Raw genomic sequence first — 24,668 nt, forward strand, 5'->3', positions numbered from 1 at the left:
TGATTATCAATAGAATAGTATAAAAATAAACGATAAAAAGTTTGCGTAACTGCCTGATTTTTCGTACCTTTATATCATGATTGATGAAAGAGCATACGAGTTACTTTGCTGTCAGCTGGGTCTGGCGAATGAGGAAAAGGCAGGGCTTCGCAAACAGGTAAACGAACTGATTGCGAGGCTTAAAGCAATTGAAGAATCCAACAAGGAGAACTCCAAGGCTCTGATGGAGACAATCAATGAGTTATCCGCAACAGTCGAGAACTATCGAAAGGAAATGGAACTTATGAGAAAGCAGCTTGGGGCAAAAGACGAGGTGAACAGAATGCTGGCAAACGAGATTTCCAATCTCAAGCTACAGCTTGATGACAGCAGGAAACACCGTTTCGGCCGTACCTCCGAGCAAAGAAGGCTGCTGAACAACCGTAACCTTGACAAGTCTGCAATGGAGAAGTCCGAGTATGACGGTTATGACAAGAAGGATGATGATAATAATAAGGCCGATGGTAACGAAACCAGTGGCAATACCTCTTCCGATAACGTGCCTGAACAGAACAGCAAACCTTCAAGAAGAAAGGAAACCGCCCCACGTGCAGAAAAGAGCAGGCTGAAGGTGGATAAGGTAGTTGTTCATGAAATAGAAGACTATTACCAACTCCCGGATGGTGCAAGGTTTATGAACCGTAACGGTATGCCTGATGTTTGGGAATACAGGGTCATAGAACATGTAAGGGCTCATAACGTGGAGCATGTTTACAAGGTGGCAAGGGTAAAGCTTACAGACGGCACTTTCACAAGCACCATGGAGCATCCGCTGAAAAATCTTGGAGGTATCTTCTCTCCTGAACTGCTTGCCCGCCTGCTCTGCCTAAAATATGACTTCAGCATGCCAGAAAACAGAGAGATAAGACTGCTTGCAAGAGAGGGCATCCACATAAGCAATACCACGCTGAACAGCTATATACATAACGGAATCGCCAAGCTAAAGGAGTTCATAGAAGATGTATTCAAGGAGTTTGTACAGAGAGCTAAATACCTTATGGTTGATGAGACCACCGAACTCGTAGGAGTGGAGACAAAGGAAGGGAAGGCTTACAGGAGAAAGTACTTATGGGCTTTCTTTGCCAAGCATATTAAGATGGTCTATTATCACTATAATAACGGCAGCAGGTCATCCGATGCGGCAAAGTCATTCCTGGGATATTTTATGGGAACCATATCCACTGACGGATATACGGTTTACAGGATGTACGATGGTGAAGACTCAAAGGTGCTTCATATAGGATGCTGGACGCACTGTAGAAGGTTGTGGGTTGATGCCCTGCCTTCAGACAGAACAGCGATGGACATAATAGATCCTATTGGTGAGATGTTCAGAAATGAAGACCTGTTCCGTATGATGAAACTCAGCGGTGAGCAGATTAAGGAAAGAAGGCTTAAGCTTACAGGACCGATTCTTGAACGTATCCATCATAAGGTGGTCATTATGATGCAGGATGCGAAGATTATGGCTAACGAACTGATGAGAAAGGCCGTGAACTATACGATACACCAGTGGAAATCCTTGAGAAATATCCTCAAGGACGGTTCAGCGGAAATCTCGAACAACCTCTGTGAGCAAAGGATGAAACCTGTAAAGCTGCTGCTCAAGAACTGTATGAACATAGGCAGTGAGGATGCGGCAGAAAACTCAGCATTCATCTTCTCTTTGATAGAGAGTTGTAAGTTAAATGACATAGCCCCTCAGGACTACCTGAAACACTTGTTTGAATGTATTCTTTATGGTAAGGACTGCGACAAGAAGGCGCTTCTGCCATGTTTCTATAAACCGGAATGTTAAAACAAAAATATTTTCTTACGGGCATTTTTATTTTATCGGCTGAAAGACAGCCGATAAAATTGTCGTGGCGGAAAATAGTATGGTTACGAAATAGAAGTTTAACAAGACATATTAGAAAAGAAGTGTTTGCTTCTTGCTTGATGTTATCAGAGAAATCTCCAATTTCAATCAGATATAACCATCAAAAGCAGGTTAGTGAATGCTCATACCTATATAGGTGTGGGCTTTCCTTGTTTGCATGGTTATAGGTGTTTGGCGATACCTTCTGATAAGCAATCAAGGTTAGGCTCACACCTTCTTTTTGTAGTATGCTACAAAAGGAAATTATTATGGAAAATGCAGACTTTATAATTTACCAAGAGAATAGTCTTTTTGGATTGAAAGATAAAAGTGGGAATATTATTATTCCACCACAATATACTAACTTCAATCCTTTCAGTTGTGGATTAGCTATGGTCAGAAATGCAAGTCTACAGTATGCTTACATTAACATAGATAATACTCAAATTATCCCTTTTGGATTATATTCATGGTGTGATTCTTCTTTCTGTTGGGGATTAGCAAGAGCTGTCAAAGATGGAAAATGGGGAATAATTAACACACAAGGCAATATAATATTACCCTTCCAATTTGATAAAATATATCCCTTAAAAGATGAGTATATATTTAGAATTAAGACTTTTATTAATGAGAATGAATACATTTTAGATATAAATAAAATCCTATACAACTATACATTACTAGATGGACTAATCTATATTAAGACTTTTCCGATAGATAGTTTTAAGAAATTATACAACATAGAATTACTGAGAGTTTTTAAAGAAAAAGAAACCAACTTAGCTTATTTTAGCATAGGTTGCGGCAAGGGATATGTGGCTTTTGATGTGAACAACCTTCCAAAATCAGAAATTTGCATTTCTATCGTCTCCAATATTAATGGTAAATTATTTTTTCTAGCTCATACAAAAGAAGATACAGGAAAAGAGTGTTTGAAGCTATCTTACTATAAACGTGAAGAACCCAAGCTACCATATAATTATACCCCCCATCATGTATATTACTCAAATGATGAAGACTCAAGTTATGATGATTGCCGAGATTATTATGATGGATGGAGTAGAGAAGATGTAGAAAGTGGACTAGCTGATGCTTTTGAAGGAGACTTGGATGCCTATTGGAATATAGATTGATTACTAACTTTAATATATATAATATGGAATTTCCTTTATACTGGGGACTGCAAAAGACAGGGCTACCCCTTATTGTTGTCACTTGTACTGATGACACAGGAACAAATAGAGATTTGTGTCTATTAATTGATACCGGTTCTACCAACAACATATTATTCAGCTTTGTATATGAGCACTTTCAGAAGAACTTCAAATCATTAGATAAGCAAGGTTCTATTATGGGGTTTGAAGGTCAGCAACATGAGACACCACAGATAGAAGCTACATTTGATTTTGAGGGAAAGAATTATACTTCAATCTTCTCTGTATTAGATGTATCTGATGGCATGAAGCATGTACAAGAAGAATCTGGAGTACAGATACATGGGGTCTTAGGCATCCATTTTTTGGTGGATTATGAATGGATTGTAGACTTCAAAGAGCTTCAATTGACAATATCCAATAAACAATAATTCATTCTATTAGAATAATCAATTATATATTAATAACTTATAAAACCAAAAGATTATGAACACAATTATGAAAACCAGTATGATAATATGGTTCATATTATCAGCTACTATTAAGATGAATGCACAATATTCAGATGTACATTGCAAACAACATCCTCAGAGTATGCAGATTACACAAATTGACTATAGAGAATATAGTACAATAATTCATTTTAAATATATCAATTACTTTGAAGGAGGAGGTTGGATGAATATTGGTGAAAATTCATATTTAAAGGATAAGAATACCAATAAAAGATATAAGCTCCTTAATAGTATTAATATCCCCATTAATAGTGAAGGAGAAAATAGATACATGATATTTGATTCAAAAGACCAAATTCATTACTTTAGTCTAGAATTTGAGAAACTACCAGATTCAACTATTGAATTTGATATGGTTGAAGATGAAAATAATAAAGATGCATTTAACTTCTATGGTATAACATTAAATCCAGAAGTAAAGAAGGATTTCATCAATATTGATGACTATATAGCCTCTACCCCTGTAAAAGAGTATGGCATATATATGAAAGATGGTCAAAGTATTTACTATTTCAAACATCAAGGATTGCTCATCTCTCTTTACCTAACTCTGAATAACAGTTATGGAAAGTATTATACACCATACATTGACATACAGAACTTCACAGGAAGAAGTCTACTATTTAATCCATTATCAATAACAGCTAAAACTTATGACAAAAACAAAGAAGTTGTTCAGGATTTAGAGGTCTTATCATATGAACAATACATGAAAAAGGTAAAGAATAAACAAGCGTGGAGTGCGGCTCTGTATGGAATGGCTCAAGGACTTGCTGCTTCTGGAGCAGGATACTCTAGTTCAACTACTAACTTCTCAGGAAATGGTTACACTAGTTCATATACTTCAGCCTCTGGTTTCATTGGAAACACATATGGATATATGAATGCTACTGCTTCATCATATTCCACTGTTTATGGCAAAAGTCACACACAATCTTATAATGGAGCAGCAGCATATGCAGCACAACAAAATGCATCTAATAATACCAATGCCTATTTACAGCAACAGTATCAAATAAAGGCACAAATAAATGAAGGTTATGCTAAAGTCAACACATTGCAAAATCAGACTCAATACGCTGGTTATTTTAACATTAAATATAAGAAGAGTGATAATATGAACATTAATATTCCAATCAATAATACTATTTATACTTTTCAGCTTAGTTGGAACAATGATTAAGTACTGACTTCTTACTGGAGAACAAGTGGATTATTGATTTCAAAGAACTTAAAATTCGAGATTGACATGATACAGATTATAGTTTTACTCTTACCCATACTAGGGCTTATTGGCTACTTTGCTGATTTACAATGGCTCTTTTTGACAGGCTCTATAGGAAGTTTATTCTTTACTTTGGTAGCTCTATTTACTAAACAACTTACTCCTACAAGTATCAAATGGCTTATAATAGCCAGTATTGCAGGTTGGATTATATCCTCATCTTTCATTAATGGAGTGCTGTTAGGAATCTGTTCAGTCACAGCTTTTTCTACTATATTCAGCATATTTGTAATATTAAATAGCAGAAGATAATTATGAAATATGAGCCTTATGGACAAGTAGACTTGAAAGATCAGTGGATTAATCCTTGGTTCAACCTGATAGGTTGGCTGATTGCCATCCTATGCATCTGGTACAACCATAGTCATCTAATTAAAGAGATGACTTATAGGCAACCTGAATACTCTTGGGAGAAGCCTGTTAAGGTGAAGATGACCCTAGTTAAGAAGTGTATCATCATTTTCAAGTGCCTAGTTATTGATATTATACATAACCCTTATACTAGTCTTGGATGCTCTGCCTTCTTGCTCTATCTATTAATAAGATGCTTCTTATCCTACTAATACTTACATCATAGCCAGTTCTCACATGTAAGAAGAGAAGGTAACCTAGCACAAAGTGAAGAATAATATTGGATGAACCAAATGGATTTACTACATTTGCATCAACCACTTTAAATGATTAAAGCATGGAAAGAACCTATATTAATGAATTCCACAAGCAATGGATAGAGAGCACTCTCAAGTCAATAGCCTCTTGGCAGAAGCAGCCAATCTCATTAGAAGAGAAAAAAAAGCAGCAGGAAATGTTGAACCAGCAGAAGGCTATAAGAGAAGGCAAATTGAAGAGCTAAAACTATTTGCTACTCAACATAACTTATGGATTAACATAAACTCTCTCCCCTTATCTTACCTTAGTAAAGGGGGAGAAAATGAAGTATTCACAGGTCATGAAGATATTGTATTCAAGTTAAACAACTTTGAGTATGCAGGTGAAGACCTTGAGAACTTCTTCATTAGGATAGAAGCTCATAACGTATTCTTTAGCAATGTCACTTATCAGATGATTGGCTTTGCTTATAACAGTCAACATGAGTTTTGTGCTGTGTTAGTTCAACCTTATGTCAGAGCTAAAAGAGAAGCTACAGAGGAAGAAATAGCAGAACACATGCAAGCATTAGGCTTTGAAATGGTCTATGAGGATGAATATCACAATGCAGAATATGAGGTTTTTGATGCAGTACCTAATAATGTGCTGTATGGTATTGATGACAAGCTTTACTTCATTGATACCCAAATCAGATTTAGACCTATTGAGATAACACTTTAAATAAATTTAGTTATGAAACAGAAGCAGGAAACTTAGCACAGTCCAGTTAGCGTCCAAAAATGCCGTATAGTATAACCGATATAAAATCCAGATCTTTGCTTTCGTTAAATCAAAATCCAAGTTTATGTATAGTTACAATGATTTTGAGCGTCTATTTTTGCGCTATAAATTGGAAGGGATCCCTGCGGGTGTTTCTATTGAGAAATTTTGTATGTCTAACAAAGTGCCTTATAACCTATTTGCCAAATGGTACACGGATACCCGCAAGAAGATAATTCCTGTTCAGGTTCTGGGTGCTCCCTCAACGGAGGCCGAAATGAAGGAAAGTCCTTCCCCAATCCCGGAACGAAAGCCGGAAGCGGATACTCTGCTTTCTTCGCATAGCGAACTTCGAATCTTGGTGGATATCCGTATGAGCAATGGTGTTCATATCAGTCAGAAAAATTTAAGCTACGCAGGTTTGAAAAGCTTAGTGGAGAAACTGGAGGGTTTATGTTGAATATTACAGGACTAAACCACTTTTTCTTTGTCCGTGATTTCCACGATATGCGCTGTAAATATGATAAGGTCCTATCCATCATCCATCAACAGTTGAACCGTGAACCGGAGGATGGTGATGTATTTATCGTGATGTCTAAAGATTTACGTTTGGTGCGTTTGTTCAGCTATGACCGACGGTCTTACAGTATGTTTGAGAAACGTTTCAGACCCGGCTACAAGTTTATGCAGGTAACCTATAATGGTGGTGAAAGTGTTTATTCAATCCATTGGCAGGATGTCATTCTCTTGTTAGAATCTCCTGTTATTAAAAAGTTGATAATCAAATAAATAACAAGAAAAAAGTATCGAAATTATTCTTTTATTTCATCGTTTTTTTGTATCTTTGAAGCAGCAAAGGTACTGAATATGAATGAGTTGGAAAGAATTAAACTGCTTTCTTCCGCACGGAAGTTGAAGGAACGGGAGGAGACTCCTGAACCTTTTGAAGACCCCTATTCAGATATGACCCCTGACGAAAAATCAAAAATGATAATCGCGCTGATGGCTTCCCGTGAGCGTGACGCTGAACGCATCCAACGGGACGAGGCCCGCATAGATGAACTGTTGTCCAAGGTTGATGAACTGTTGTCTTTGCAGAGATCGGCCATTGCAGCTGAAAAACAGCTGGACGATTATAAACAGATGAACATCAATCTGTTGTCTAAAATATCAGCTTTGGAAGAGCGGCTTAAAGTCCGTAATAAGAATCTTTATGATGGTAAGAGCCAAAAAGGAATCCATAAAAAGAAGCGTGAGGTGGAAGAAGACCATACACGTGACAAGGATGATTTCGACGGCACTCCCCAATCCCTCGATTCCTCCTTGCCGCAGCCGGGTGAGGCTCATGCACGGGAAGATAACGTGGAAGCCAAATCAAAAGAAGCCCGTCTTTATCGGCAAGGACTTTCTTACCGTACCATGAGTGCCGACAATAGGGTTTGTCATGAGAGTGATATCCGGCAACTGCCCGCCGGTGCAAAAATCATCAAACGTTTCCGTAAATATGCCTATGAACAGGTAAGCAAGCTTGTCGAGCATGATTACGAGGTTATCCGCTATAAGACTTCGGACGGGAAAATTCATGAAGGCTATTTCCCTTTCAGTGGGCAGCCTGAAATCATTGACGTGGTTCCTGGAACGCACGCTTCCGGTTCTTTTCTGGCTTATCTTGCTTTCAACAAATATGTTCTGGACACTCCGCTTTATCGTGAAATGTACAGATTATCCGGAGAGTCGATGCATTTGAGCCGTATGAGCCTGACCAATTGGTTGGAGAAAGGCTCTACCCATTTCTGCGGTTTGATTGCTTATCTTAAGAATAGTTGTTTGGAAAAGGATTCGATAGTGAACTGTGATGAAACCTGGTGTCGGGTAAAGCGTGAAGGATGCTATAAGAAGAAATACATCTGGTGTCTGGTCAATAAACTTTCCAAAGTAGTTGTCTATTGCTACGAAGATGGTTCCCGGGGACGTGATGCCTTGAAGCATATCTTGGGAGACAGTCAGGTGAAAGCTCTTCAGTCAGATGGCTACAATGTCTATATGTATTTGGATGATCACATGGTCGACATAGAGCATCTTTGTTGCATGGCCCATGCCCGTGCGAAGTTCAAGTATGCGTTTGAGCAGGGCAATGATAAGGATGCGGCATTCATCTTGGAGTTGATAGGTGAGCTTTACAGGCTGGAACGGGGGTATGAAGAAGGCAAATTGTCCCCCGAACAGATAAGGTTAGCGTCCAATTTTGACGTGTACTCCAAGGAAAGCCGCCACACGGCGGTTCTCCAATAAATAACGTCAAAAAAGATACTGATTTTTAATATTTGTTATTGCTCCAGTCCGATTGTCAAGGGTAACAAATGTTCATAATCCCTACGTCCTTTAACAATTTCACTGAAAAATCTCTTGAAATAATCAAGCACAGACACACCCTGCATCCTGCAAGTGGAGATGATGGTATGATATACCGCCGAGACGCGGGCCATCTTGTCACTTCCGAAGAATAACGAGTTCTTACGCTCACCGGCCAATGGACGAATAAAACGTTCGGCAATGGAATTGTCGATTGAGTAAGAGCCGTCGTTCAAGTAGGCGAACAACTGAGTCCAAAAAGTATTCATATAGTTGAGAGCCTTCTCCATCAACTCCCCACGGGGTGGATGATGCTCACTGAGTAAAGCATCAAGTTTGCTGCGTAACTTTATGATTATCTCTTTTGTCTTTAAGTTATTCCGGCAAAGCCTTATCTGTGTTAGCGTCCAATTTTGACGTGTACCCCAAGGAAAGCCGCCACAAGGCGGTTCCCTCATAAATAACGTCAAAAAAGATACTGATTTTTAATATTTGTTATTACTCCAGTCCGATTGTCAAGGGTAACAAATGTTCATAATCCCTACGTCCTTTAACAATTTCGCTGAAAAATCTCTTGAAATAATCAAGCACAGACACACCCTGCATCTTACAGGTTGAGATGATGGTATGATATACCGCTGAAACGTGTGCCATCCTGTCACTTCCGAAGAATAACGAGTTCTTTCGCTCACCGGCCAAGGGACGGATAAAACGTTCGGCAATGGAATTGTCGATGGAATAAGAGCCGTCATTCAAGTAGGCGAACAGCTGAGTCCAAAAAGTATTCATATAATTTATTGCCTTCTCCATCAACTCTCCGCGGGGCGGATGACCGTCACTGAGCAAGACGTCAAGCTTACTGCGTAACTTTATGATTACTTCTTTGGTCTTTAAGTTATTCCGGCAAAGCTTTATCTGCTCGGGGGACAACTGCCCTTCTTCATACTCGCGTTCCAGCTTGTAAAGCTCACCGATCAATTCCAATATGAATGCCGCATCCTTATCATTACCCTGATCCAACGCATACTTGAACTTCGCACGGGCATGGGCCATGCAACAAAGATGTTCTATATCGACCATATGATCATCCAAATACAGATAGACATTGTAGCCATCTGACTGAAGAGCTTTCACCTGGCTGTCACCCAAGATATGCTTCAAGGCATCACGTCCTCTGGAACCATCCTCGTAGCAATAGATAACCACTTTTGACAGTTTGTTGACCAGACACCAGATGTATTTCTTCTTATAGCAGCCTTTACGCTTTACCCGGCACCAGGTCTCATCACAGTTCACGATGGAATCCTTTTCCAAACAAGTATTCTTAAGATAAGCAATCAAAACGCAGAAATGGGTAGAGCCTTTCTCCAACCAATTGGTCAGACTCATACGGCTCAAACGCATTGATTCACCTGATAATCTGTACATTTCACGATAAAGAGGGGTATCCAGAACATATTTGTTGAAAGCAAGATAAGCCAGAAAAGAACCGGAAGCGTGCGTTCCAGGAACCACGTCAATGATTTCAGGCTGCCCACTGAAAGGGAAATAGCCTTCATGAATTTTCCCGTCCGAAGTCTTATAGCGGATAACCTCGTAATCATGCTCGACAAGCTTGCTTACCTGTTCATAGGCATATTTACGGAAACGTTTGATGATTTTTGAACCTGCCGGCAGTTGGCGGATATCACTATTATGACAAACCGTATTGTCAGCGCTCATAGTGCGATAAGAAAGTCCTTGACGATAAAGACGGGCTTCTTTTGATTTTGATTCAAAATCCTCTTCCTGCGCATGAGCCTCACCAGATTGTGGCAAGCAGGAGCCGAGGGATTGGGGAGTGCCGTCGAAATCATCCTTGTCACGTGTATGGTCCTCTTCGACCTCACGCTTCTTTTTACGGATTCCCTTTTGGCTCTTACCATCATAAAGATTCTTATTACGGACTTTAAGCCGCTCTTCCAAAGCTGATATTTTAGACAACAGATTGATGTTCATCTGTTTATAATCGTCCAGCTGTTTTTCAGCTGCAATGGCCGATCTCTGCAAAGACAACAGTTCATCAACCTTGGACAACAGTTCATCTATGCGAGCCTCGTCCCGTTGGATCCGTTCAGCGTCACGCTCACGGGCAGCCATCAGCGCTATTATCATTTTTGATTTTTCGTCAGGGGTCATATCTGAATATGGGTCTTCAAAAGGTGCAGGAGTCTCCTCCCGTTCCTTCAATTTCCTTGCGGAAGAAAGCTGTTTCATTCTTTCCAAATCATTCATATTCAGCATCTTTGTTGCTTCAAAGATACAAAAAAACAATGAAATAAAAGAATTTTTTACTACTTTTTAATTGATAATTATTTGATTATTAAACGTTTAACAACAGGGGATTCCAACAAGAGGATGACATCCTGCCAATTGATTGAATAAATACTTTCAGCACCATTACAGGTTACATGCATAAACTGGTAGCCGGGTCTGAAACGTTTCTCAAACATACTGTAAGACCGTCGGTCATAGCTGAACAAACGAACCAGACGTAAATCTTTAGACATCACGATAAAGACATCACCATCCTCAGGCTCACGGTTCAACTGTTGATGGATGATGGATAAGACCTTATCATATTTACAGCGCATATCATGAAAATCACGAACTAAGAAAAAACGATTTAGTCCTGTAATATTCAACATAAGCCCTCCAGTTTCTCCACTAAGCTTTTCAAACCTTCGTAGCTTAAATTTTTCTGACTGAGATGAACACCATTGCTCATGCGGATATCCACCAGGATTCGAAGTTCGGTATGACAAGAAAGCCGAGGATCCGATTCTGGCTTTACTTCCCGGATTGAGGAAGGACTTTCCGGCACTTCTGCTTCCGTTGAGGGAGAACCCAAAACCTGAACAGGAATTATCTTCTTTCGGGTATCCTTGTACCATTTGGAAAATAGGTTATAAGGAACTTGGTTGGACATACAAAATTTCTCAATAGAAACACCAGCAGGGATACCTTCCAATTTATAGCGCAAAAATAGACGCTCAAAATCATTGTAACTATACATAAACTTGGATTTTGATTTAACGAAAGCAAAGGTCTAGCTTTTTTATCGGTTATCCTATACGTCATTTTTGGACGCTAACTGGTAATCTGATAGAAGTAAGTACATTAATATAATTCCAGCCCGAACTCATCTTTCAGTTGCATCAATGCCTGATTCTTTTGAGCCATCATCTGGAATTTCTCGACACGTCCCACAGGACGTACTGTTTCTGTTGCCTCACTTACCCGCACTGTCATCATCACTTTACTGTTCTTCAGTCTGCCGCGAAGATAATCCTGCAATTCGGGAATCAAAGCTGTAAAATCCTTTGCAGCAAACTCATTATCAACCACCACTTCAAAAGTCGTTGAGTTGTTAAGCAACGCCGGACGGAGCATTTGCATACGTTTTGCAAGAGCATCCTGTTCTTTCGGCAACTGGCCGGCATACTCCTGCCAATAATAATTCAAATCCCGGTCATTGAACATAAAATCCTCTTCCGGTTGTTGCACCTTAGGAACATAAGTTGTAGTCGCATTCTGCGATACTTGGTCACGCTGCGGATTCTTGATAGATACCCCCAAGCTGGACATCTTCATCACGGGAATTTTTCGTTCTTCCTTGGCAGTCTGAGCAACTCCCGCTCCTTGTGACGGAGCAGACGAAGCCGCACCAGGAGAAGCCGGTGCTCCCGGTTGCACAGCCGCAGAAGCCTGCGGATGCTGGACAGTAGTGCCATTAGCAGCCTGTGTTGTAACTGAAGACGGAGACGAATGAACTGGAGCCTGCTGAACCTGAGTGGCAGAAGCTACCTGCGGCTGCTGTGCTGCGGCAGGCTGAGTGAATACGGGTTTTATAGTCTTCTTAGGGCCACGCCCACCACTCACGTCATCCCCCTCGGTGGTAAGCTGTGCAACCTGTATCAAGGTCAGTTCTACCAGCAAACGCTTATTTTTGCTGATGCGGTAATTCAAATCGCACTCATTACACAGCTTCATAGCCCGGTACAAGAAAGGTAACGGACATTTCTGCGCCTGTTCCTGATAACGTTGGCGTATACTCGCTCCCACTTCCAGTAAAGGCAATGTCACCGGGTCTTTCCCGACCAACAAGTCACGGAAATGAGACGACAATCCGGTAATAAAGTGACTTCCGTCAAAACCTTTATTCAATATATCATTGAAAAGCAACAATGCGTCGCTCACCTTGTTTTCGAGGAAGCAATCCGTCAGACGGAAATAATATTCATAATCAAGTACGTTCAGATTATCAATCACACTCTTATAGGTGATATTTCCTCCGGTGAAACTAACCACCTGATCGAAGATAGACAATGCATCACGCATACCACCGTCCGCCTTCATGGCTATCACGTTCAGCGCTTCCGGCTCTGCCGTGATTCCTTCTTTCGAAGCAACATACGACAGATGATTCACCGTATCTTCCACGCTTATCCGGTTAAAGTCATAAATCTGACAACGGGAAAGAATGGTAGGAAGAATCTTATGCTTCTCCGTCGTAGCCAGAATAAAAATTGCATGACGGGGAGGTTCTTCCAGCGTTTTCAGGAACGCATTGAAAGCAGATGCCGAGAGCATGTGCACCTCGTCGATGATATATACCTTATACTTACCAATCTGTGGCGGGATACGCACTTGCTCCACCAACTGGCGAATGTCATCCACCGAGTTATTAGAAGCAGCATCGAGTTCGTGAATATTATATGACCGCTGTTCGTTGAAAGCTACACATGACTCACACTGATTGCAAGCCTCTCCGTCAGCGGTGGGCGTCATACAATTAATGGTTTTGGCAAAGATACGCGCGCAAGTCGTCTTTCCTACCCCGCGCGGTCCGCAAAACAAATAAGCATGAGCCAGTTTTTGGGTAGCAATTGCATTTTTCAGCGTAGTAGTCAACGCCCGCTGTCCCACCACCGATTCGAACGTGGACGGACGGTATTTACGGGCTGAAACGATATAGTTTTCCATATCCGGGATTCTCTCTGTTTTTTGAATTTTCGCTTATTCTGCAAATGTACACAAAAAAAGTGATAAGTAATAAGGGATAAAGAGAGAAGTTTTGAAGCCGAAGCGATAAGTTTTTAAGTTATTAGTTTTATCTTTGCAGATATTAAAAGGAGAAATTATGGGTAAACTAATCAGTATCTGGAGTTTCATATGCAGACGCAAGTACCTCATTACGGTCGTTGCATTTGCTGTTATCATTGGCTTTCTGGACGAGAACAGCCTGGTTCGTCGTTTCGGATATGAACGGGAAATCAGCCAGTTGAAAGAAGAGATAGAAAAGTACCGGGCAGATTACGAAGAGAACACCAAACGTCTCAACGAAATAAGTACCAATCCGGACGCCATCGAACAGATCGCCCGTGAAAAGTATCTGATGAAGAAACCCAACGAAGATATTTACGTTTTTGAAGATTAAAGAATGAAACAATTAGTACCCGCCCTTTTCACCGTAGGCGCCATAATGGCTCTCACCGGAGCAGCTGTGTTTATTACCGGATGGATATATGCTCCTTACATATATACTGTTGGAGCCGGATGTATCGCATTGGCACAAGTGAACACACCCGTCAAAGGAAAGAGCAAAACATTGAAACGCCTGCGTGTTCAGCAGATATTCGGTGCACTGGCACTTATCCTGACCGGAGCCTTTATGTTTACCACACGAGGCAATGAATGGATTGCCTGCCTCACAGTTGCTGCCATCCTCGAACTTTACACCGCTTTCCGTATTCCACAGGAAGAAGAAAAAGAAAGGTCATAAAAAAAGCCCGTTCATAGCTTTTCAGTCTTGAACAGGCATCACTTTTTTTAATTCGATAATGTTCCGTCCTTTTATAAAGAACGGAACAGTTTTATATCATTTATTTCTTCACAGGTGAATATCTTGCATTCAACCCATCAACAATTTCTTTTGTAATATTGAAAGTGCTGTCAGCATAAAGCAGGTTATCGAAACCAGTGTTGCTGAAGATCAGGCTATATCCGTGAGTCTTATTATATTCTTTCAGGAAAGCGTTGATAGAATCGCGGAACTGCAAGCTATTCTTGTTGTTCTCTTCCATCAAACCATTCTGAAGTTTGTTGCTCAACTCTTGCAAATCTTGTTCCAACTTCACCAGACGGTTGTACTCTTGCTGCGCTCTATCTTGTGACAGGAAAGCATTGTTTTCAACTTTCTTCTGAAAATCTTGCTTTTCCTTGTTCAAAGAGGTAGCCTTCTGATTCAATGTCATACGAACGTTTTCGCTCTTCTTTACCATCGCCTCATTCAAGTCAATACAGAAATTGTATTTGGCAAGCAGCGTATCTATTTCAACATAGGCAATTTTCATTCCTGACAGTTCGGCATTAGCCTGAGCCGGAGCATTGGTAGTTTGATTGTCAGTTTTGCCAGCACATTGTGAAAATAAAACGATAAACGCAAGAGCAGCCAAACCGTTCATGAGGTAGTTCATTCTATTCATAATTAATAAGTATTGTTTTTAATAAATTTAATTCATACTATCGTTCAAGGCTTTTTCCAACTCGTTAATAGAAAAACGCGGCTTCTTTTGTGCTTCGCGATCTTGCGACTGTGCGCATCCGATTCCTTTCTGACGCAACGCTTTATTCCCACTCACGTGACCATTCGGGAACTTTCCACCCTTCGTAAAGAATACTTTCACCCCTAATAATACCAGGGAAATAGCAACTATTAACAAAGTTATCAGTATAGTCTCAACCATTTCTATTAATTTTGTGAGTGCAAAGATAGGCTTTAATGAGATATGAGTTCAGATAAGTCAATCAAATTAACCATATTTAGCAATAGAAGAAGCGAAAACAGCCCTTCTATTCCTATTATAAAATAGAAACAGCATGGAAAAAAAAGACTTAAAGCCGGCTGGCGTATTCAAGTATTTCGAAGAAATCTGCCAAGTGCCACGCCCTTCGAAGAAGGAAGAGAAAATGATTGCCTACCTGAAGGCATTCGGAGCAAAACATAATCTGGAAACCAAGGTGGACGAAGCCGGCAATGTATTGATTAAAAAGCCCGCTACTCCGGGAAAAGAAAATCTTCAAACCGTCGTTCTGCAATCGCATATCGACATGGTGTGCGAAAAGAATAACGATGTTCAACACGACTTCCTCACCGATCCCATCGAAACGGAAATTGACGGTGAATGGCTGAAAGCCAAAGGCACTACCCTCGGAGCCGACAACGGTATCGGTGTAGCTACCGAGCTGGCTATCCTGGCTGACGACAGCATTGAGCACGGTCCGCTGGAATGCCTGTTTACCGTAGACGAAGAAACCGGACTGACCGGAGCTTTTGCCCTGCAAGAAGGTTTTATGAGCGGTGACATCCTTCTGAACCTCGATTCGGAAGATGAAGGGGAAATCTTTATCGGATGTGCCGGAGGTATTGACTCCGTTGCAGAATTTACTTATAAGGAAGTGGAAGTTCCCGCCGGATATTTCTTCTTCAAGGTAGAAGTAAAAGGGCTGAAAGGCGGTCACTCCGGTGGCGACATTCACCTGGGACGTGGCAATGCCAACAAAATTCTGAACCGTTTCCTTTCCCGCATGGCTGCCAGACACGATCTGTACCTATGTGAAATCAACGGAGGTAACCTGCGCAACGCTATTCCCCGCGAGGCTTATGCCATCTGTGCTGTTCCCGAAGACGCCAAACATGATGTCCGCACCGAACTGAATATCTTCACCAGCGAAATGGAAGACGAATTATCCGTTGTAGAGCCCGACTTAAAGCTGGTTCTCGAATCGGAAAATCCACGCAAAATGGTTATCGACCAGGATACTACTACCCGTTTATTAAAAGCTCTGTATGCAGCTCCTCACGGTGTATATGCCATGAGCCAGGATATTCCCGGACTGGTGGAAACTTCTACCAATCTGGCATCTGTCAAGATGAAGCCCAACCATATCATCCGCATTGAAACCAGTCAGAGAAGTTCTATACTGTCCGCACGCAACGATATGGCGAACACGGTTCGCGCCGTATTCCAACTGGCAGGAGCCAATGTTACTTTCGGAGAAGGTTATCCGGGATGGAAACCGAATCCACATTCGGCCATCCTCGAAGTAGCAGTTGAATCATACAAACGCTTATTCGGCGTAGATGCGAAAGTAAAAGCAATCCACGCAGGATTGGAGTGCGGCCTGTTCCTTGATAAGTATCCAACGTTGGATATGGTTTCTTTCGGACCGACACTTACAGGTGTTCACTCTCCCGACGAACGGATGCTTATTCCTACCGTAGAGAAATTCTGGAAACATCTGTTGGATATCTTGGCACATGTACCTGCCAAAAAATAACAGACAGATAAAATATCACAAAAAAGAGTATGGTAACAAGCGGAAAAGAATCGCTGCTGCCATGCTCTTTCTTACAATGTTTTTAATTGTCGTAAGTTTCTTCGTTCCTTGCTCTGTCATAGCACAAGACTATCATAGCAAACAAGCTCCCTGTCAGGAAGAAAGAATCCCTTTCCGTGTTGTCAGCTGGAACATAGAAAACCTGTTCGATACGCACCATGACAGTTTAAAGAACGACCACGAATTTCTTCCCGATGCGCTGCGTCATTGGAATTATAGCAGATATAAGAAAAAGCTGGCTGATGTGGCGCGAGTAATCACAGCTATTGGAGAATGGAATCCTCCTGCACTAGTCGGATTATGCGAAGTGGAAAATGATACGGTGCTGCGTGATCTGACCCGCCGTTCTCCTTTAAAAGAGCTTAACTATCGTTATGTAATGACCGATTCCCCTGATTTGAGAGGGATTGACGTAGCCCTGCTTTACCAACGGGATTTATTCAAGCTGTTATCTTCCCGTTCTATCTCCATTCCTCCGTTGAGACAATACCGCCCGACAAGAGATTTGCTGCACGTCAGCGGACTTCTGCTGACGGGAGACACATTAGACGTATTTGTCTGCCATCTCCCAAGCCGTTCGGGTGGAGCTAAAGAATCGGAACCCTATCGTTTATACGCAGCTCAAATTCTGCGCACGGAAGTCGATCACATTCTAAATATTCGTTCTCATCCGCAAGTTATTATTATGGGGGATTTCAATGATTACCCGACGAATCAATCTATCCAGAAAATACTGGAGGCCGAAGCGCCTCCCATTACTGCCCCAAAGCCAGCCTCAACACTCAACTCCACCAACCCTTCAACAATTGTTCCTTCCTCACTAAAACTATATCATCTGCTTGCCCGGAAAGCGAAGTCAAAAAGCTTCGGTTCTTACAAATATCGCGGTGAATGGGGATTGCTTGACCATCTGATTGTATCGGGTACTCTATTAAATCAATCGAGCCATTTTTTCACCAGTGAAGAAAGAGCAAACGTCTGTCTTCTCCCCTTTTTACTGAAAGAAGACGAGAAATATGGGGATAAAGAACCTTTCCGCACCTACAAAGGAATGAAATATCAGGGAGGTATCAGCGATCATCTTCCTGTTTATGCAGACTTCGAACTGATTCCCTATTGATTAGAACTCACCAAACGACGTCACAGTATATTCTGATAAGAGATCATTCTCATCGTAGTGAGAAAATATTCTCATCGCAATGAGAAAAAGTTCTCACCACTATGAGAAAAAATTCTCATAGTGGTGAGAATGCTTGAGAATTATACTTACCTGATAATGGTTGACTAATCCGAGTACTGATAAACTTTTAAATCAAACTTCGGAACCATTGCCAGCAAATGATCGAAGATATCGGACTGGATACGCTCGTATTCTTTCCAAACCTTATTACGAGAGAAGAAGTAAACCTGAATAGGTACTCCGTACATGGTAGCTTCTTTTTGGCTGATAATCAAATCCAAATCCTGATTGACCACAGGCAGACTGCACAAATAGCGCTCAATATACACCCTGTACACTTGAGAATTGGTAGGAACCACTCCTTCTTCCGGTTGATAATCCGCCATTAATGGAATTTCTTTCCGGTAACGGTCCAGCATTTCCGGCGTACAGAATTGAAGTGTAGTTAAATCCAAAGTGATATTCTTCATCACCCGTCGTCCTCCCGACTGTGTCATTCCCCGCCAATTCTGGAAAGTACTGCTCACTAATGTATAAGGAGGGATAGTGGAAATGGTATTATCAAAATTCTGAATCTTGACCGTATTCAATGTTATCTCCTGTACCGTACCATTTGCGTCGCCGGAAGGTAACGTTATCCAGTCGCCCGGACGGACCATGTCATTGGCAGAAAGCTGAATACCTGCCACAAAGCCTAATATGGAATCCTTGAACACCAACATCAAAATAGCTGCCGAAGCACCCAGCCCGGCAAACAAAGTGGCAGGAGACTTATTCACGATAATGGCAATGATTACAATTCCACCTACAAAGAAAAGAAGCACCTGCAAGACCTGAATAAACCCTTTCATCGGGCGATCCTTCATCGTTTCTTTTCCGTCATAGATATCCATTATCATCAACAGAATCCCATTAATAGCCAATAGTAAAGAGAAAATAATATAAACGACACACGCCTTTTGAGAAATCAACAACAACTCTTTCCCCCGGATAAAAGCCATCGGCAACAAAGCATAAACCAGAAAAGCCGGGATGGTATGAATCAAATGATGAAACACCTTGCGCTTCATCATCAACGTATTCCACTGATGGGGCTTCCGCCTCGTATACTGTTTCATTCCTCCGATCAAAATCGCCTGGCAGAGGTAATTCAGAACGATGGCAACCACTATCATCAGTAAAGCCATAATAGTCTCATCAAAACGATCGGCAACGGCCGGATCTATTCCCCAATTTATGAGGGTTTTATTCATCCATTTTCCTAAATCTACTACTAACATAACTTCTGTCTTTTTTAATAAATAACAGTAAAATATTCATTTGGTTTAGAAAAAAAAGAAACCGGCACCTGATTCATTAAAAATCAAGATGCCGGCCTACACTGCTATTCTCTAAACATATCTTCCGATGAGGGCTCTATCAGGGAGCCACCATCACTCCTATTTCATCCATATTTACTTTTGCAACGGCAGCATCAGGCGTAGTGGCCTCCAGTTTAATGAAACGTGCCTGCACTTTCTGATTGAAAGCAACCGTCTGTGGCAACGGATTATGCATGATATTGCTGAACTCCCCACTGGTAGGAACCTCTTTCCAATTCTTGCCATCCACACTTACAAAGAATTTATAACGGAATGCCATCGTCGGCTTTGCCTCCGCTTTCGCGGGAGCATACGTAAAACTGTTCAACGTTACTGTCTTTCCCAGATCAATCGTTAACGGAGAGGCAGCCACTTGTTTCCATCCGGAACGCGGCAAATTATTCCAGTCTTCTTTCGTTGTCTCTTCCTGCAAAGGTTCCGCATAATAGGCAGCAACCTGACTAATAAATGCAGTCAACCGGCATTCGTCTATTTTCACGCGGAGCTTACTGGCCTTAACTGCCGGAAAACGCAACATACGCTTATATCCTATCGTCGTACCTTTTCCAACTTCCTTCCAGCCATTATCAGTCAGGGCTTCCACCGTAAAGGCTTCTACCCGCTGCCCTTTCGTTATATCTTCCTGAAGCATCACCACATTCATCTCTGCATTCGGCTTCAATGAATAAACCTTTTCACTGCCAGGGGTTGCATTCCAGTATTTTCTACCATTCACAACCTTGTTAGAAGCGAATACCCGCTCACGATAAGCTGCAAATTCATTCAATCGCCGCACATCGGCTTCATTAATCAGTCCCCTACGATCCGGAGGAATATTCAGCAACAAAACAGAATTATAACCTACTGATTGAAAATAGATATCCGCCAAATGTTTCAATGACTTCACTTTGCTGTCTTCTTCCGCATGATAGAACCATCCCGGACGAATGGATACGTCCACTTCCGAAGGATACCAACTCAATTCCGTAGCTTTTTCCAATACCTTACGACTTCCTTGATCGGATGATTTCCAACTTATTCCCGCACGTTCACGACTAGCTTTCGAACCAGGATGAATTTCCGGAACAAGTGCGGTAGCACTCCACTCCATCTCACGTCCTAAGCCACTTTCATTACCTACCCAACGAACATCATCCCCCATAATAGCGGTCACCGCTTTCGGTTGCAGGCTGCGGATGGTCTTGTAAATAGCATCCCAATCATACACCTGTTTCTTTCCGTTCGGACCTTCTCCATTCGCCCCGTCGAACCAGACTTCATGTACTTCACCATAATTGGTGAGCAATTCCGTCAATTGCCGAATAAAAAAATCATTGTAACGGGGAGAGTCTCCATAACATTCCGCATTCCGGTCCCAGGGAGAAAGATATACTCCAAACTTCATATCATATTTGTCACAGGCAGCACGAAGTTCTTTCACTACATCGCCTTGTCCGTTTTTCCAAGGAGAAGAGGCCACGGAATGTTTGGTAGTAGCCGTTGGCCAAAGGCAGAAACCGTCGTGATGTTTTGCAGTCAGAAGCACCATTTTAAAGCCGGCTTCCTTGAGGGTACGTACCCATTGTTCAGCATCCAGTTCCGAAGGATTAAAGAGCGCGGGATCTTCTTTCCCGTCCCCCCATTCACGTCCGGTAAAGGTGTTGATACCAAAATGAAGGAAAGCTGTTAATTCCATTTGTTGCCAAGCGTATTGCTGTGGAGTAGGTACCAGACGCGCTGCCATATCAACCTTCTGTTCGATAGTTGCACTTTGAGGAAATTCAACATGCTTCACATAGTAATTTTCTTTTTTCTGCGCCTGCGCTCCACTCATGAGAGTAACAGACAATAAAAGAGAGGTTAGTAGTTTATTCATGGTCTATTAATTATTGCAATCGTACAAAGATAAAATAAAGGTGCAGATTTCACGATCCTCATGGAATATTTTCTTACGACATTCCATCCAATCAGTGTAACCCCCACCTTTATATAATCTAAATAACCTATTGATTTAGTATCTATTTCACCGGATAAAGGGTAAATTCAAAACTCTGTTTCTTTAATGGAACCAAGTATTTCGGTAATACTCCGGGACCACAAGTAGCCGTTCCCACACCTGCCTGTTCAGCATCCAGATGCACTGTCAACAATCCATCGCGTTCCAGTTCATTGATATGGCGGGCCTTCTCTAATAATACATCCGAGAAAGGAATGATACTAAACTGGAAAGCACGATCCGGCTCAACAAAGATACCTTCGCCGGAAGTATCTGCCAACTTCGCCCAACGTACATCGGTGCGGTTGCCCGTAGATTGCGGAGCAACATAATAATGGAACATCCGTTCCGGTGTAGTCTGATATACACCGATTTTGCCGGATTGATTGCGGTCAGCGTATGTTTCATTGTCCCCGCGTCCCAAGTAAGAAACCTGATCGTAAGAGTTCGCTACCCGGAATGTCAAGCCCAGGCGGGCCATGGATTTCACGATGGTCGTATCGGGCTGGAAAGTAGTGTGTACCTTCAGTGCACCGTTTTTATCCAACGAATACACAAAATCGGCTGTTCCTACCTTTTGATTTTTCGCATTTAGAATTTCTACACGGGCGGTAGTCGAAGTCTTACTTTCCTTCAGTGATATTACTTTCTGGGTCAGACCATCCAGTCCTGCATCACGCCACAGGCGTGCGCCGTTCTTATCCCGGTTGTCATTATCCGTTGCCGGGCGGAAAAGGCTCAATGTCAGCGGAGCAGCCAATAAATCTTTGCCGTTCAGGTTCAATGAAGTAAGCGCACCTGTTTTCTTATCAACGGTGAAAGTCGTTTCACCTGCTTTTTGCGGACGGTAGCCTGTGTAATTCTTATTACCGGCAAGTACAAACTGGTCGTATGCCACTTCCCAGTCCTTATCTATCATTGAAGAAGCTTCACGACGGGTCCAGCTGATATTCAGATAAGCCTCACGAACTGTATTCGGAAGTTTTACAGCACCCAAAGTAATATCGACGGTGGCGTGCGGCGCACAATCAACCGTTTTCGTACCTTCCGCCAAGATCTTACCATTATCTGCTGTCACATTCCAGGTCAGTATATACTCGTTCAAGTTAGAGAAGTCGTACCAGTTCTTAACACGGATAGTCAGATTCTTCTGATTTGCCATCGTTGCTTTTATGTTCTGATATACTTTCTTTACTTCGAGCAAATGCGGGTGCGGTTCACGATTAGCGCCTACCAAGCCGTTACAGCAGAAGTTGCCGAAACTTGGAATTCCTTCCGGTCCGTAATCGCCGCCATACGTCCAGTACCATTTACCGTTCTTGTCTATTTCGCGGAATGACTGATCCACCCAGTCCCAAACGCAGCCGCCTTGTGCCATCGGGTTGTTTTCAAATACATCCCAGTATTCTTTCAGTCCACCGCAACTATTACCCATTGCGTGGAGGTATTCACAAAGAATAAAAGGACGATAGATGTCTTTCTGGTTTACATACGCTTTGATGTCATCCACACCGCGGTACATACGACAGTAAATATCTGTGTTATAGTTCAATTCGGCACGTTCATACTGCACGGGACGAGTTTTCTCTACCGATTTCAGCCAGTCATAGGTACGTTCGAAGTTGATTCCGTTTCCGGCTTCATTTCCCAATGACCAGATAACGATAGCCGGGTGATTCTTGGAACGTTCATACATACGTTGGGTGCGATCCATGTGCGCGGTCAACCAGGTACTATCCTTGGCTAGGGAAGCAGGACCATATCCCATTCCGTGAGATTCGATGTTTGCCTCATCAATCATGTACAAACCGTAACGGTCGCAAAGTTGATACCAGTAAGGATGCGTAGGATAATGCGAGTTACGCACCATGTTGATGTTGTGCTGCTTCATCAGTTTGATGTCCAGTTCCATCAGCTCCTTGCTCACGGTACGTCCCAGTTGAGAATGCTCGTGTCGGTTGGTTCCCTTCACCAATACCGGAACGCCGTTGATGCAGAAACGTCCGTCTTTGATTTCCGAGGTACGGAAACCTACTTCACAGCCGGTCAGTTCAGTGACCTTGCCTTGTTCATCTTTCAGTTCGAGCACTAATGTATAAAGATAAGGATGCTCCGCACTCCAAGCCTTTACACCGGGGAGCTTCTTTTCATCAAATGCGATAAAATTGCTCAATCCACGGGATTTTATCCGGATAGCATCCTGCAAAACTGCTTTGCCTTCAGCATCTTTCAGTGTATAAGCAATGGAAGAAGCAGTAGCGGAAGGTCCTTCCACGGTCACTTCAAGTCCGAAAATACCATCTTTGTATTTCTCTTTTTCTAAAGAAGCATTCAGTTTATAGTCTGCAATGTACTGTTTGGGAGTACTGTAAAGATACACATCTCGTTCGATGCCGCTCAAACGCCACATATCCTGACATTCCAGATAAGCGCCCGAACTCCAACGGTACACCTCCAAGGCGACCACATTTTCGCCTTCATTCAGGACATCTGTAATATCCCATTCGGCAGCCGTCTTTGATCCCTGGTTATATCCCAGTAATTTTCCATTCACCCATACATAATAAAAAGAAATAACTCCTTCACAACAAAGTACTACCCTGCGTCCTTGCCAGTCGGCAGGCACTTTGAAAGTACGGCGGTAGGAGCCGACTTCATTCTCTGCATAAGGAACCAGCGGCGGATTCTTCTTGAAGTTGAACATTTTATCATCAAACTCGTACGTCTCGTTAACATAGATAGCTGTGCCATACCCCTGAGGTTCCCAGTTGCCGGGCACATTGATGTCCGCCCATCCTCCTGTATAATAAGAAGGTTGGTAAAAGTCCTTCGGACGGTTATCGGGATTCTTCACCCAATGGAATTTCCACTTTCCGTTCAGGCTCATATAAAAAGGAGACTGTTCATATCCTCCGGGCTTTTCAATGTCTGCAACATGGGCGTAAGGCCATACATAGGTGTGAGGAGCAAGCTTATTCAGTCCCACAGCATACTGACTTTGCCATTCGGGCAACGGCTGTTGCTGCGCTAAAGTGAAAGTAGTAGCAGCCAGCACCGCCGATAAGATTAAAAAAGTTCGTTTCTTTAGGTTCTTCATTGTCATTGTTATTGATGGTAT

The 24,668-nt window shown here is 42.1% G+C and carries 23 protein-coding genes; 12 read left to right on the forward strand and 11 right to left on the reverse strand.

Annotated features, from left to right (window positions below):
* The first annotated feature begins 76 nt into the window (after positions 1–76).
* The 4 genes from tnpC (CJF29_RS16915) (at position 77) to CJF29_RS16930 (ending at position 4,749) form a co-directional block, all read left to right on the forward strand.
* A complete protein-coding gene (tnpC, locus tag CJF29_RS16915) occupies positions 77–1,837 on the forward strand; it encodes an IS66 family transposase (protein WP_304323848.1) in 1,761 nt (586 codons plus the stop codon).
* Positions 1,838–2,166: 329 nt separating this feature from the next.
* Positions 2,167–3,030: a WG repeat-containing protein gene (locus CJF29_RS16920; protein ID WP_008644563.1), complete on the forward strand. Its 864-nt coding sequence runs from the start codon at positions 2,167–2,169 to the stop codon at positions 3,028–3,030.
* Between the two features lie 23 nt (positions 3,031–3,053).
* On the forward strand, positions 3,054–3,482 hold the full coding sequence (locus CJF29_RS16925) for a hypothetical protein (protein WP_008644557.1): 429 nt from the start codon (positions 3,054–3,056) through the stop codon (positions 3,480–3,482).
* Between the two features lie 55 nt (positions 3,483–3,537).
* On the forward strand, positions 3,538–4,749 hold the full coding sequence (locus CJF29_RS16930) for a hypothetical protein (protein ID WP_008644549.1): 1,212 nt from the start codon (positions 3,538–3,540) through the stop codon (positions 4,747–4,749).
* Between the two features lie 113 nt (positions 4,750–4,862).
* Here CJF29_RS16930 and CJF29_RS16935 read toward each other — a convergent pair whose 3' ends face one another.
* Positions 4,863–5,075, reverse strand: a complete 213-nt coding sequence (locus tag CJF29_RS16935) for a hypothetical protein (protein ID WP_008644548.1) — start codon at positions 5,073–5,075, stop codon at positions 4,863–4,865.
* Between the two features lie 499 nt (positions 5,076–5,574).
* Here CJF29_RS16935 and CJF29_RS16940 point away from each other — a divergent pair, with 499 nt between their 5' ends.
* From CJF29_RS16940 to CJF29_RS16955, 4 genes are all read left to right on the forward strand, one after another.
* On the forward strand, positions 5,575–6,180 hold the full coding sequence (locus tag CJF29_RS16940; protein WP_008644546.1) for a hypothetical protein: 606 nt from the start codon (positions 5,575–5,577) through the stop codon (positions 6,178–6,180).
* Positions 6,181–6,304: 124 nt separating this feature from the next.
* On the forward strand, positions 6,305–6,679 hold the full coding sequence (locus CJF29_RS16945; RefSeq protein WP_009041306.1) for a hypothetical protein: 375 nt from the start codon (positions 6,305–6,307) through the stop codon (positions 6,677–6,679).
* Positions 6,673–7,008 (forward strand): IS66 family insertion sequence element accessory protein TnpB, encoded by a 336-nt coding sequence (gene tnpB, locus CJF29_RS16950; RefSeq protein ID WP_008998566.1) that lies wholly within the window; start codon positions 6,673–6,675, stop codon positions 7,006–7,008. Before CJF29_RS16945 ends, tnpB (CJF29_RS16950) begins: the two co-directional genes overlap by 7 nt.
* 78 nt (positions 7,009–7,086) lie before the next feature.
* Entirely contained in the window at positions 7,087–8,511 is a 1,425-nt protein-coding gene (locus CJF29_RS16955; RefSeq protein WP_413544501.1) for an IS66 family transposase, read from the forward strand.
* Positions 8,512–8,546: 35 nt separating this feature from the next.
* Here CJF29_RS16955 and CJF29_RS16960 read toward each other — a convergent pair whose 3' ends face one another.
* The 5 genes from CJF29_RS16960 to CJF29_RS16980 form a co-directional block, all read right to left on the reverse strand.
* Positions 8,547–9,029 carry an IS66 family transposase gene (locus CJF29_RS16960; RefSeq protein WP_413544502.1) on the reverse strand — a complete coding sequence of 161 codons (483 nt, stop codon included), beginning with the start codon at positions 9,027–9,029 and terminating at the stop codon, positions 8,547–8,549.
* Positions 9,030–9,069: 40 nt separating this feature from the next.
* Positions 9,070–10,854, reverse strand: coding sequence for an IS66 family transposase (gene tnpC, locus CJF29_RS16965; RefSeq protein WP_413544503.1), 1,785 nt, complete (start codon positions 10,852–10,854; stop codon positions 9,070–9,072).
* Between the two features lie 68 nt (positions 10,855–10,922).
* Positions 10,923–11,258: an IS66 family insertion sequence element accessory protein TnpB gene (tnpB, locus tag CJF29_RS16970; RefSeq protein ID WP_099147683.1), complete on the reverse strand. Its 336-nt coding sequence runs from the start codon at positions 11,256–11,258 to the stop codon at positions 10,923–10,925.
* Positions 11,252–11,626 (reverse strand): hypothetical protein, encoded by a 375-nt coding sequence (locus CJF29_RS16975; RefSeq protein WP_099147684.1) that lies wholly within the window; start codon positions 11,624–11,626, stop codon positions 11,252–11,254. The genes tnpB (CJF29_RS16970) and CJF29_RS16975 overlap by 7 nt, the downstream gene beginning before the upstream one ends.
* Before the next feature lie 104 nt (positions 11,627–11,730).
* Positions 11,731–13,596 (reverse strand): DNA polymerase III subunit gamma/tau, encoded by a 1,866-nt coding sequence (locus CJF29_RS16980; protein WP_074559913.1) that lies wholly within the window; start codon positions 13,594–13,596, stop codon positions 11,731–11,733.
* A 157-nt stretch (positions 13,597–13,753) separates the two neighbouring features.
* Here CJF29_RS16980 and CJF29_RS16985 point away from each other — a divergent pair, with 157 nt between their 5' ends.
* Positions 13,754–14,050, forward strand: coding sequence for an FtsB family cell division protein (locus CJF29_RS16985; protein ID WP_004300802.1), 297 nt, complete (start codon positions 13,754–13,756; stop codon positions 14,048–14,050).
* A gap of 3 nt (positions 14,051–14,053) precedes the next feature.
* A complete protein-coding gene (locus CJF29_RS16990; RefSeq protein WP_074638637.1) occupies positions 14,054–14,395 on the forward strand; it encodes a hypothetical protein in 342 nt (113 codons plus the stop codon).
* 100 nt (positions 14,396–14,495) lie between these two features.
* Here CJF29_RS16990 and CJF29_RS16995 read toward each other — a convergent pair whose 3' ends face one another.
* A complete protein-coding gene (locus CJF29_RS16995; protein WP_004300804.1) occupies positions 14,496–15,098 on the reverse strand; it encodes an OmpH family outer membrane protein in 603 nt (200 codons plus the stop codon).
* A gap of 27 nt (positions 15,099–15,125) precedes the next feature.
* Positions 15,126–15,359, reverse strand: a complete 234-nt coding sequence (locus CJF29_RS17000) for a hypothetical protein (RefSeq protein WP_004300805.1) — start codon at positions 15,357–15,359, stop codon at positions 15,126–15,128.
* A gap of 133 nt (positions 15,360–15,492) precedes the next feature.
* Here CJF29_RS17000 and CJF29_RS17005 point away from each other — a divergent pair, with 133 nt between their 5' ends.
* Together CJF29_RS17005 and CJF29_RS17010 are read left to right on the forward strand one after the other, a co-directional pair.
* The gene (locus CJF29_RS17005) at positions 15,493–16,953 is read left to right on the forward strand and encodes an aminoacyl-histidine dipeptidase (RefSeq protein ID WP_074638638.1); all 1,461 of its coding nucleotides are present in this window, start codon (positions 15,493–15,495) and stop codon (positions 16,951–16,953) included.
* Positions 16,934–18,133, forward strand: coding sequence for an endonuclease/exonuclease/phosphatase family protein (locus CJF29_RS17010; RefSeq protein WP_074559917.1), 1,200 nt, complete (start codon positions 16,934–16,936; stop codon positions 18,131–18,133). The genes CJF29_RS17005 and CJF29_RS17010 overlap by 20 nt, the downstream gene beginning before the upstream one ends.
* A 164-nt stretch (positions 18,134–18,297) precedes the next feature.
* Here CJF29_RS17010 and CJF29_RS17015 read toward each other — a convergent pair whose 3' ends face one another.
* From CJF29_RS17015 to CJF29_RS17025, 3 genes are all read right to left on the reverse strand, one after another.
* Positions 18,298–19,473 (reverse strand): mechanosensitive ion channel family protein, encoded by a 1,176-nt coding sequence (locus CJF29_RS17015; protein ID WP_099147348.1) that lies wholly within the window; start codon positions 19,471–19,473, stop codon positions 18,298–18,300.
* A 139-nt stretch (positions 19,474–19,612) separates the two neighbouring features.
* Entirely contained in the window at positions 19,613–21,430 is a 1,818-nt protein-coding gene (locus CJF29_RS17020) for an alpha-L-fucosidase (protein WP_099147347.1), read from the reverse strand.
* Between the two features lie 142 nt (positions 21,431–21,572).
* The gene (locus CJF29_RS17025; RefSeq protein ID WP_099147350.1) at positions 21,573–24,647 is read right to left on the reverse strand and encodes a glycoside hydrolase family 2 TIM barrel-domain containing protein; all 3,075 of its coding nucleotides are present in this window, start codon (positions 24,645–24,647) and stop codon (positions 21,573–21,575) included.
* Positions 24,648–24,668: the final 21 nt, after the last annotated feature.

It is taken from the genome of Bacteroides celer (assembly GCF_002632415.2).
GTDB lineage: Bacteria > Bacteroidota > Bacteroidia > Bacteroidales > Bacteroidaceae > Bacteroides.

Coding starts and splice junctions, on each gene's coding strand:
- tnpC (WP_304323848.1), top strand. CDS start 77: ATGATTGATGAAAGAGCATACGAGTTACTTTGCTGTCAGCTGGGTCTG.
- CJF29_RS16920 (WP_008644563.1), top strand. CDS start 2,167: ATGGAAAATGCAGACTTTATAATTTACCAAGAGAATAGTCTTTTTGGA.
- CJF29_RS16925 (WP_008644557.1), top strand. CDS start 3,054: ATGGAATTTCCTTTATACTGGGGACTGCAAAAGACAGGGCTACCCCTT.
- CJF29_RS16930 (WP_008644549.1), top strand. CDS start 3,538: ATGAACACAATTATGAAAACCAGTATGATAATATGGTTCATATTATCA.
- CJF29_RS16935 (WP_008644548.1), bottom strand. CDS start 5,075: ATGCTGAATATAGTAGAAAAAGCTGTGACTGAACAGATTCCTAACAGC.
- CJF29_RS16940 (WP_008644546.1), top strand. CDS start 5,575: ATGGATAGAGAGCACTCTCAAGTCAATAGCCTCTTGGCAGAAGCAGCC.
- CJF29_RS16945 (WP_009041306.1), top strand. CDS start 6,305: ATGTATAGTTACAATGATTTTGAGCGTCTATTTTTGCGCTATAAATTG.
- tnpB (WP_008998566.1), top strand. CDS start 6,673: ATGTTGAATATTACAGGACTAAACCACTTTTTCTTTGTCCGTGATTTC.
- CJF29_RS16955 (WP_413544501.1), top strand. CDS start 7,087: ATGAATGAGTTGGAAAGAATTAAACTGCTTTCTTCCGCACGGAAGTTG.
- CJF29_RS16960 (WP_413544502.1), bottom strand. CDS start 9,029: ATGAGGGAACCGCCTTGTGGCGGCTTTCCTTGGGGTACACGTCAAAAT.
- tnpC (WP_413544503.1), bottom strand. CDS start 10,854: ATGCTGAATATGAATGATTTGGAAAGAATGAAACAGCTTTCTTCCGCA.
- tnpB (WP_099147683.1), bottom strand. CDS start 11,258: ATGTTGAATATTACAGGACTAAATCGTTTTTTCTTAGTTCGTGATTTT.
- CJF29_RS16975 (WP_099147684.1), bottom strand. CDS start 11,626: ATGTATAGTTACAATGATTTTGAGCGTCTATTTTTGCGCTATAAATTG.
- CJF29_RS16980 (WP_074559913.1), bottom strand. CDS start 13,596: ATGGAAAACTATATCGTTTCAGCCCGTAAATACCGTCCGTCCACGTTC.
- CJF29_RS16985 (WP_004300802.1), top strand. CDS start 13,754: ATGGGTAAACTAATCAGTATCTGGAGTTTCATATGCAGACGCAAGTAC.
- CJF29_RS16990 (WP_074638637.1), top strand. CDS start 14,054: ATGAAACAATTAGTACCCGCCCTTTTCACCGTAGGCGCCATAATGGCT.
- CJF29_RS16995 (WP_004300804.1), bottom strand. CDS start 15,098: ATGAATAGAATGAACTACCTCATGAACGGTTTGGCTGCTCTTGCGTTT.
- CJF29_RS17000 (WP_004300805.1), bottom strand. CDS start 15,359: ATGGTTGAGACTATACTGATAACTTTGTTAATAGTTGCTATTTCCCTG.
- CJF29_RS17005 (WP_074638638.1), top strand. CDS start 15,493: ATGGAAAAAAAAGACTTAAAGCCGGCTGGCGTATTCAAGTATTTCGAA.
- CJF29_RS17010 (WP_074559917.1), top strand. CDS start 16,934: ATGTACCTGCCAAAAAATAACAGACAGATAAAATATCACAAAAAAGAG.
- CJF29_RS17015 (WP_099147348.1), bottom strand. CDS start 19,473: ATGTTAGTAGTAGATTTAGGAAAATGGATGAATAAAACCCTCATAAAT.
- CJF29_RS17020 (WP_099147347.1), bottom strand. CDS start 21,430: ATGAATAAACTACTAACCTCTCTTTTATTGTCTGTTACTCTCATGAGT.
- CJF29_RS17025 (WP_099147350.1), bottom strand. CDS start 24,647: ATGAAGAACCTAAAGAAACGAACTTTTTTAATCTTATCGGCGGTGCTG.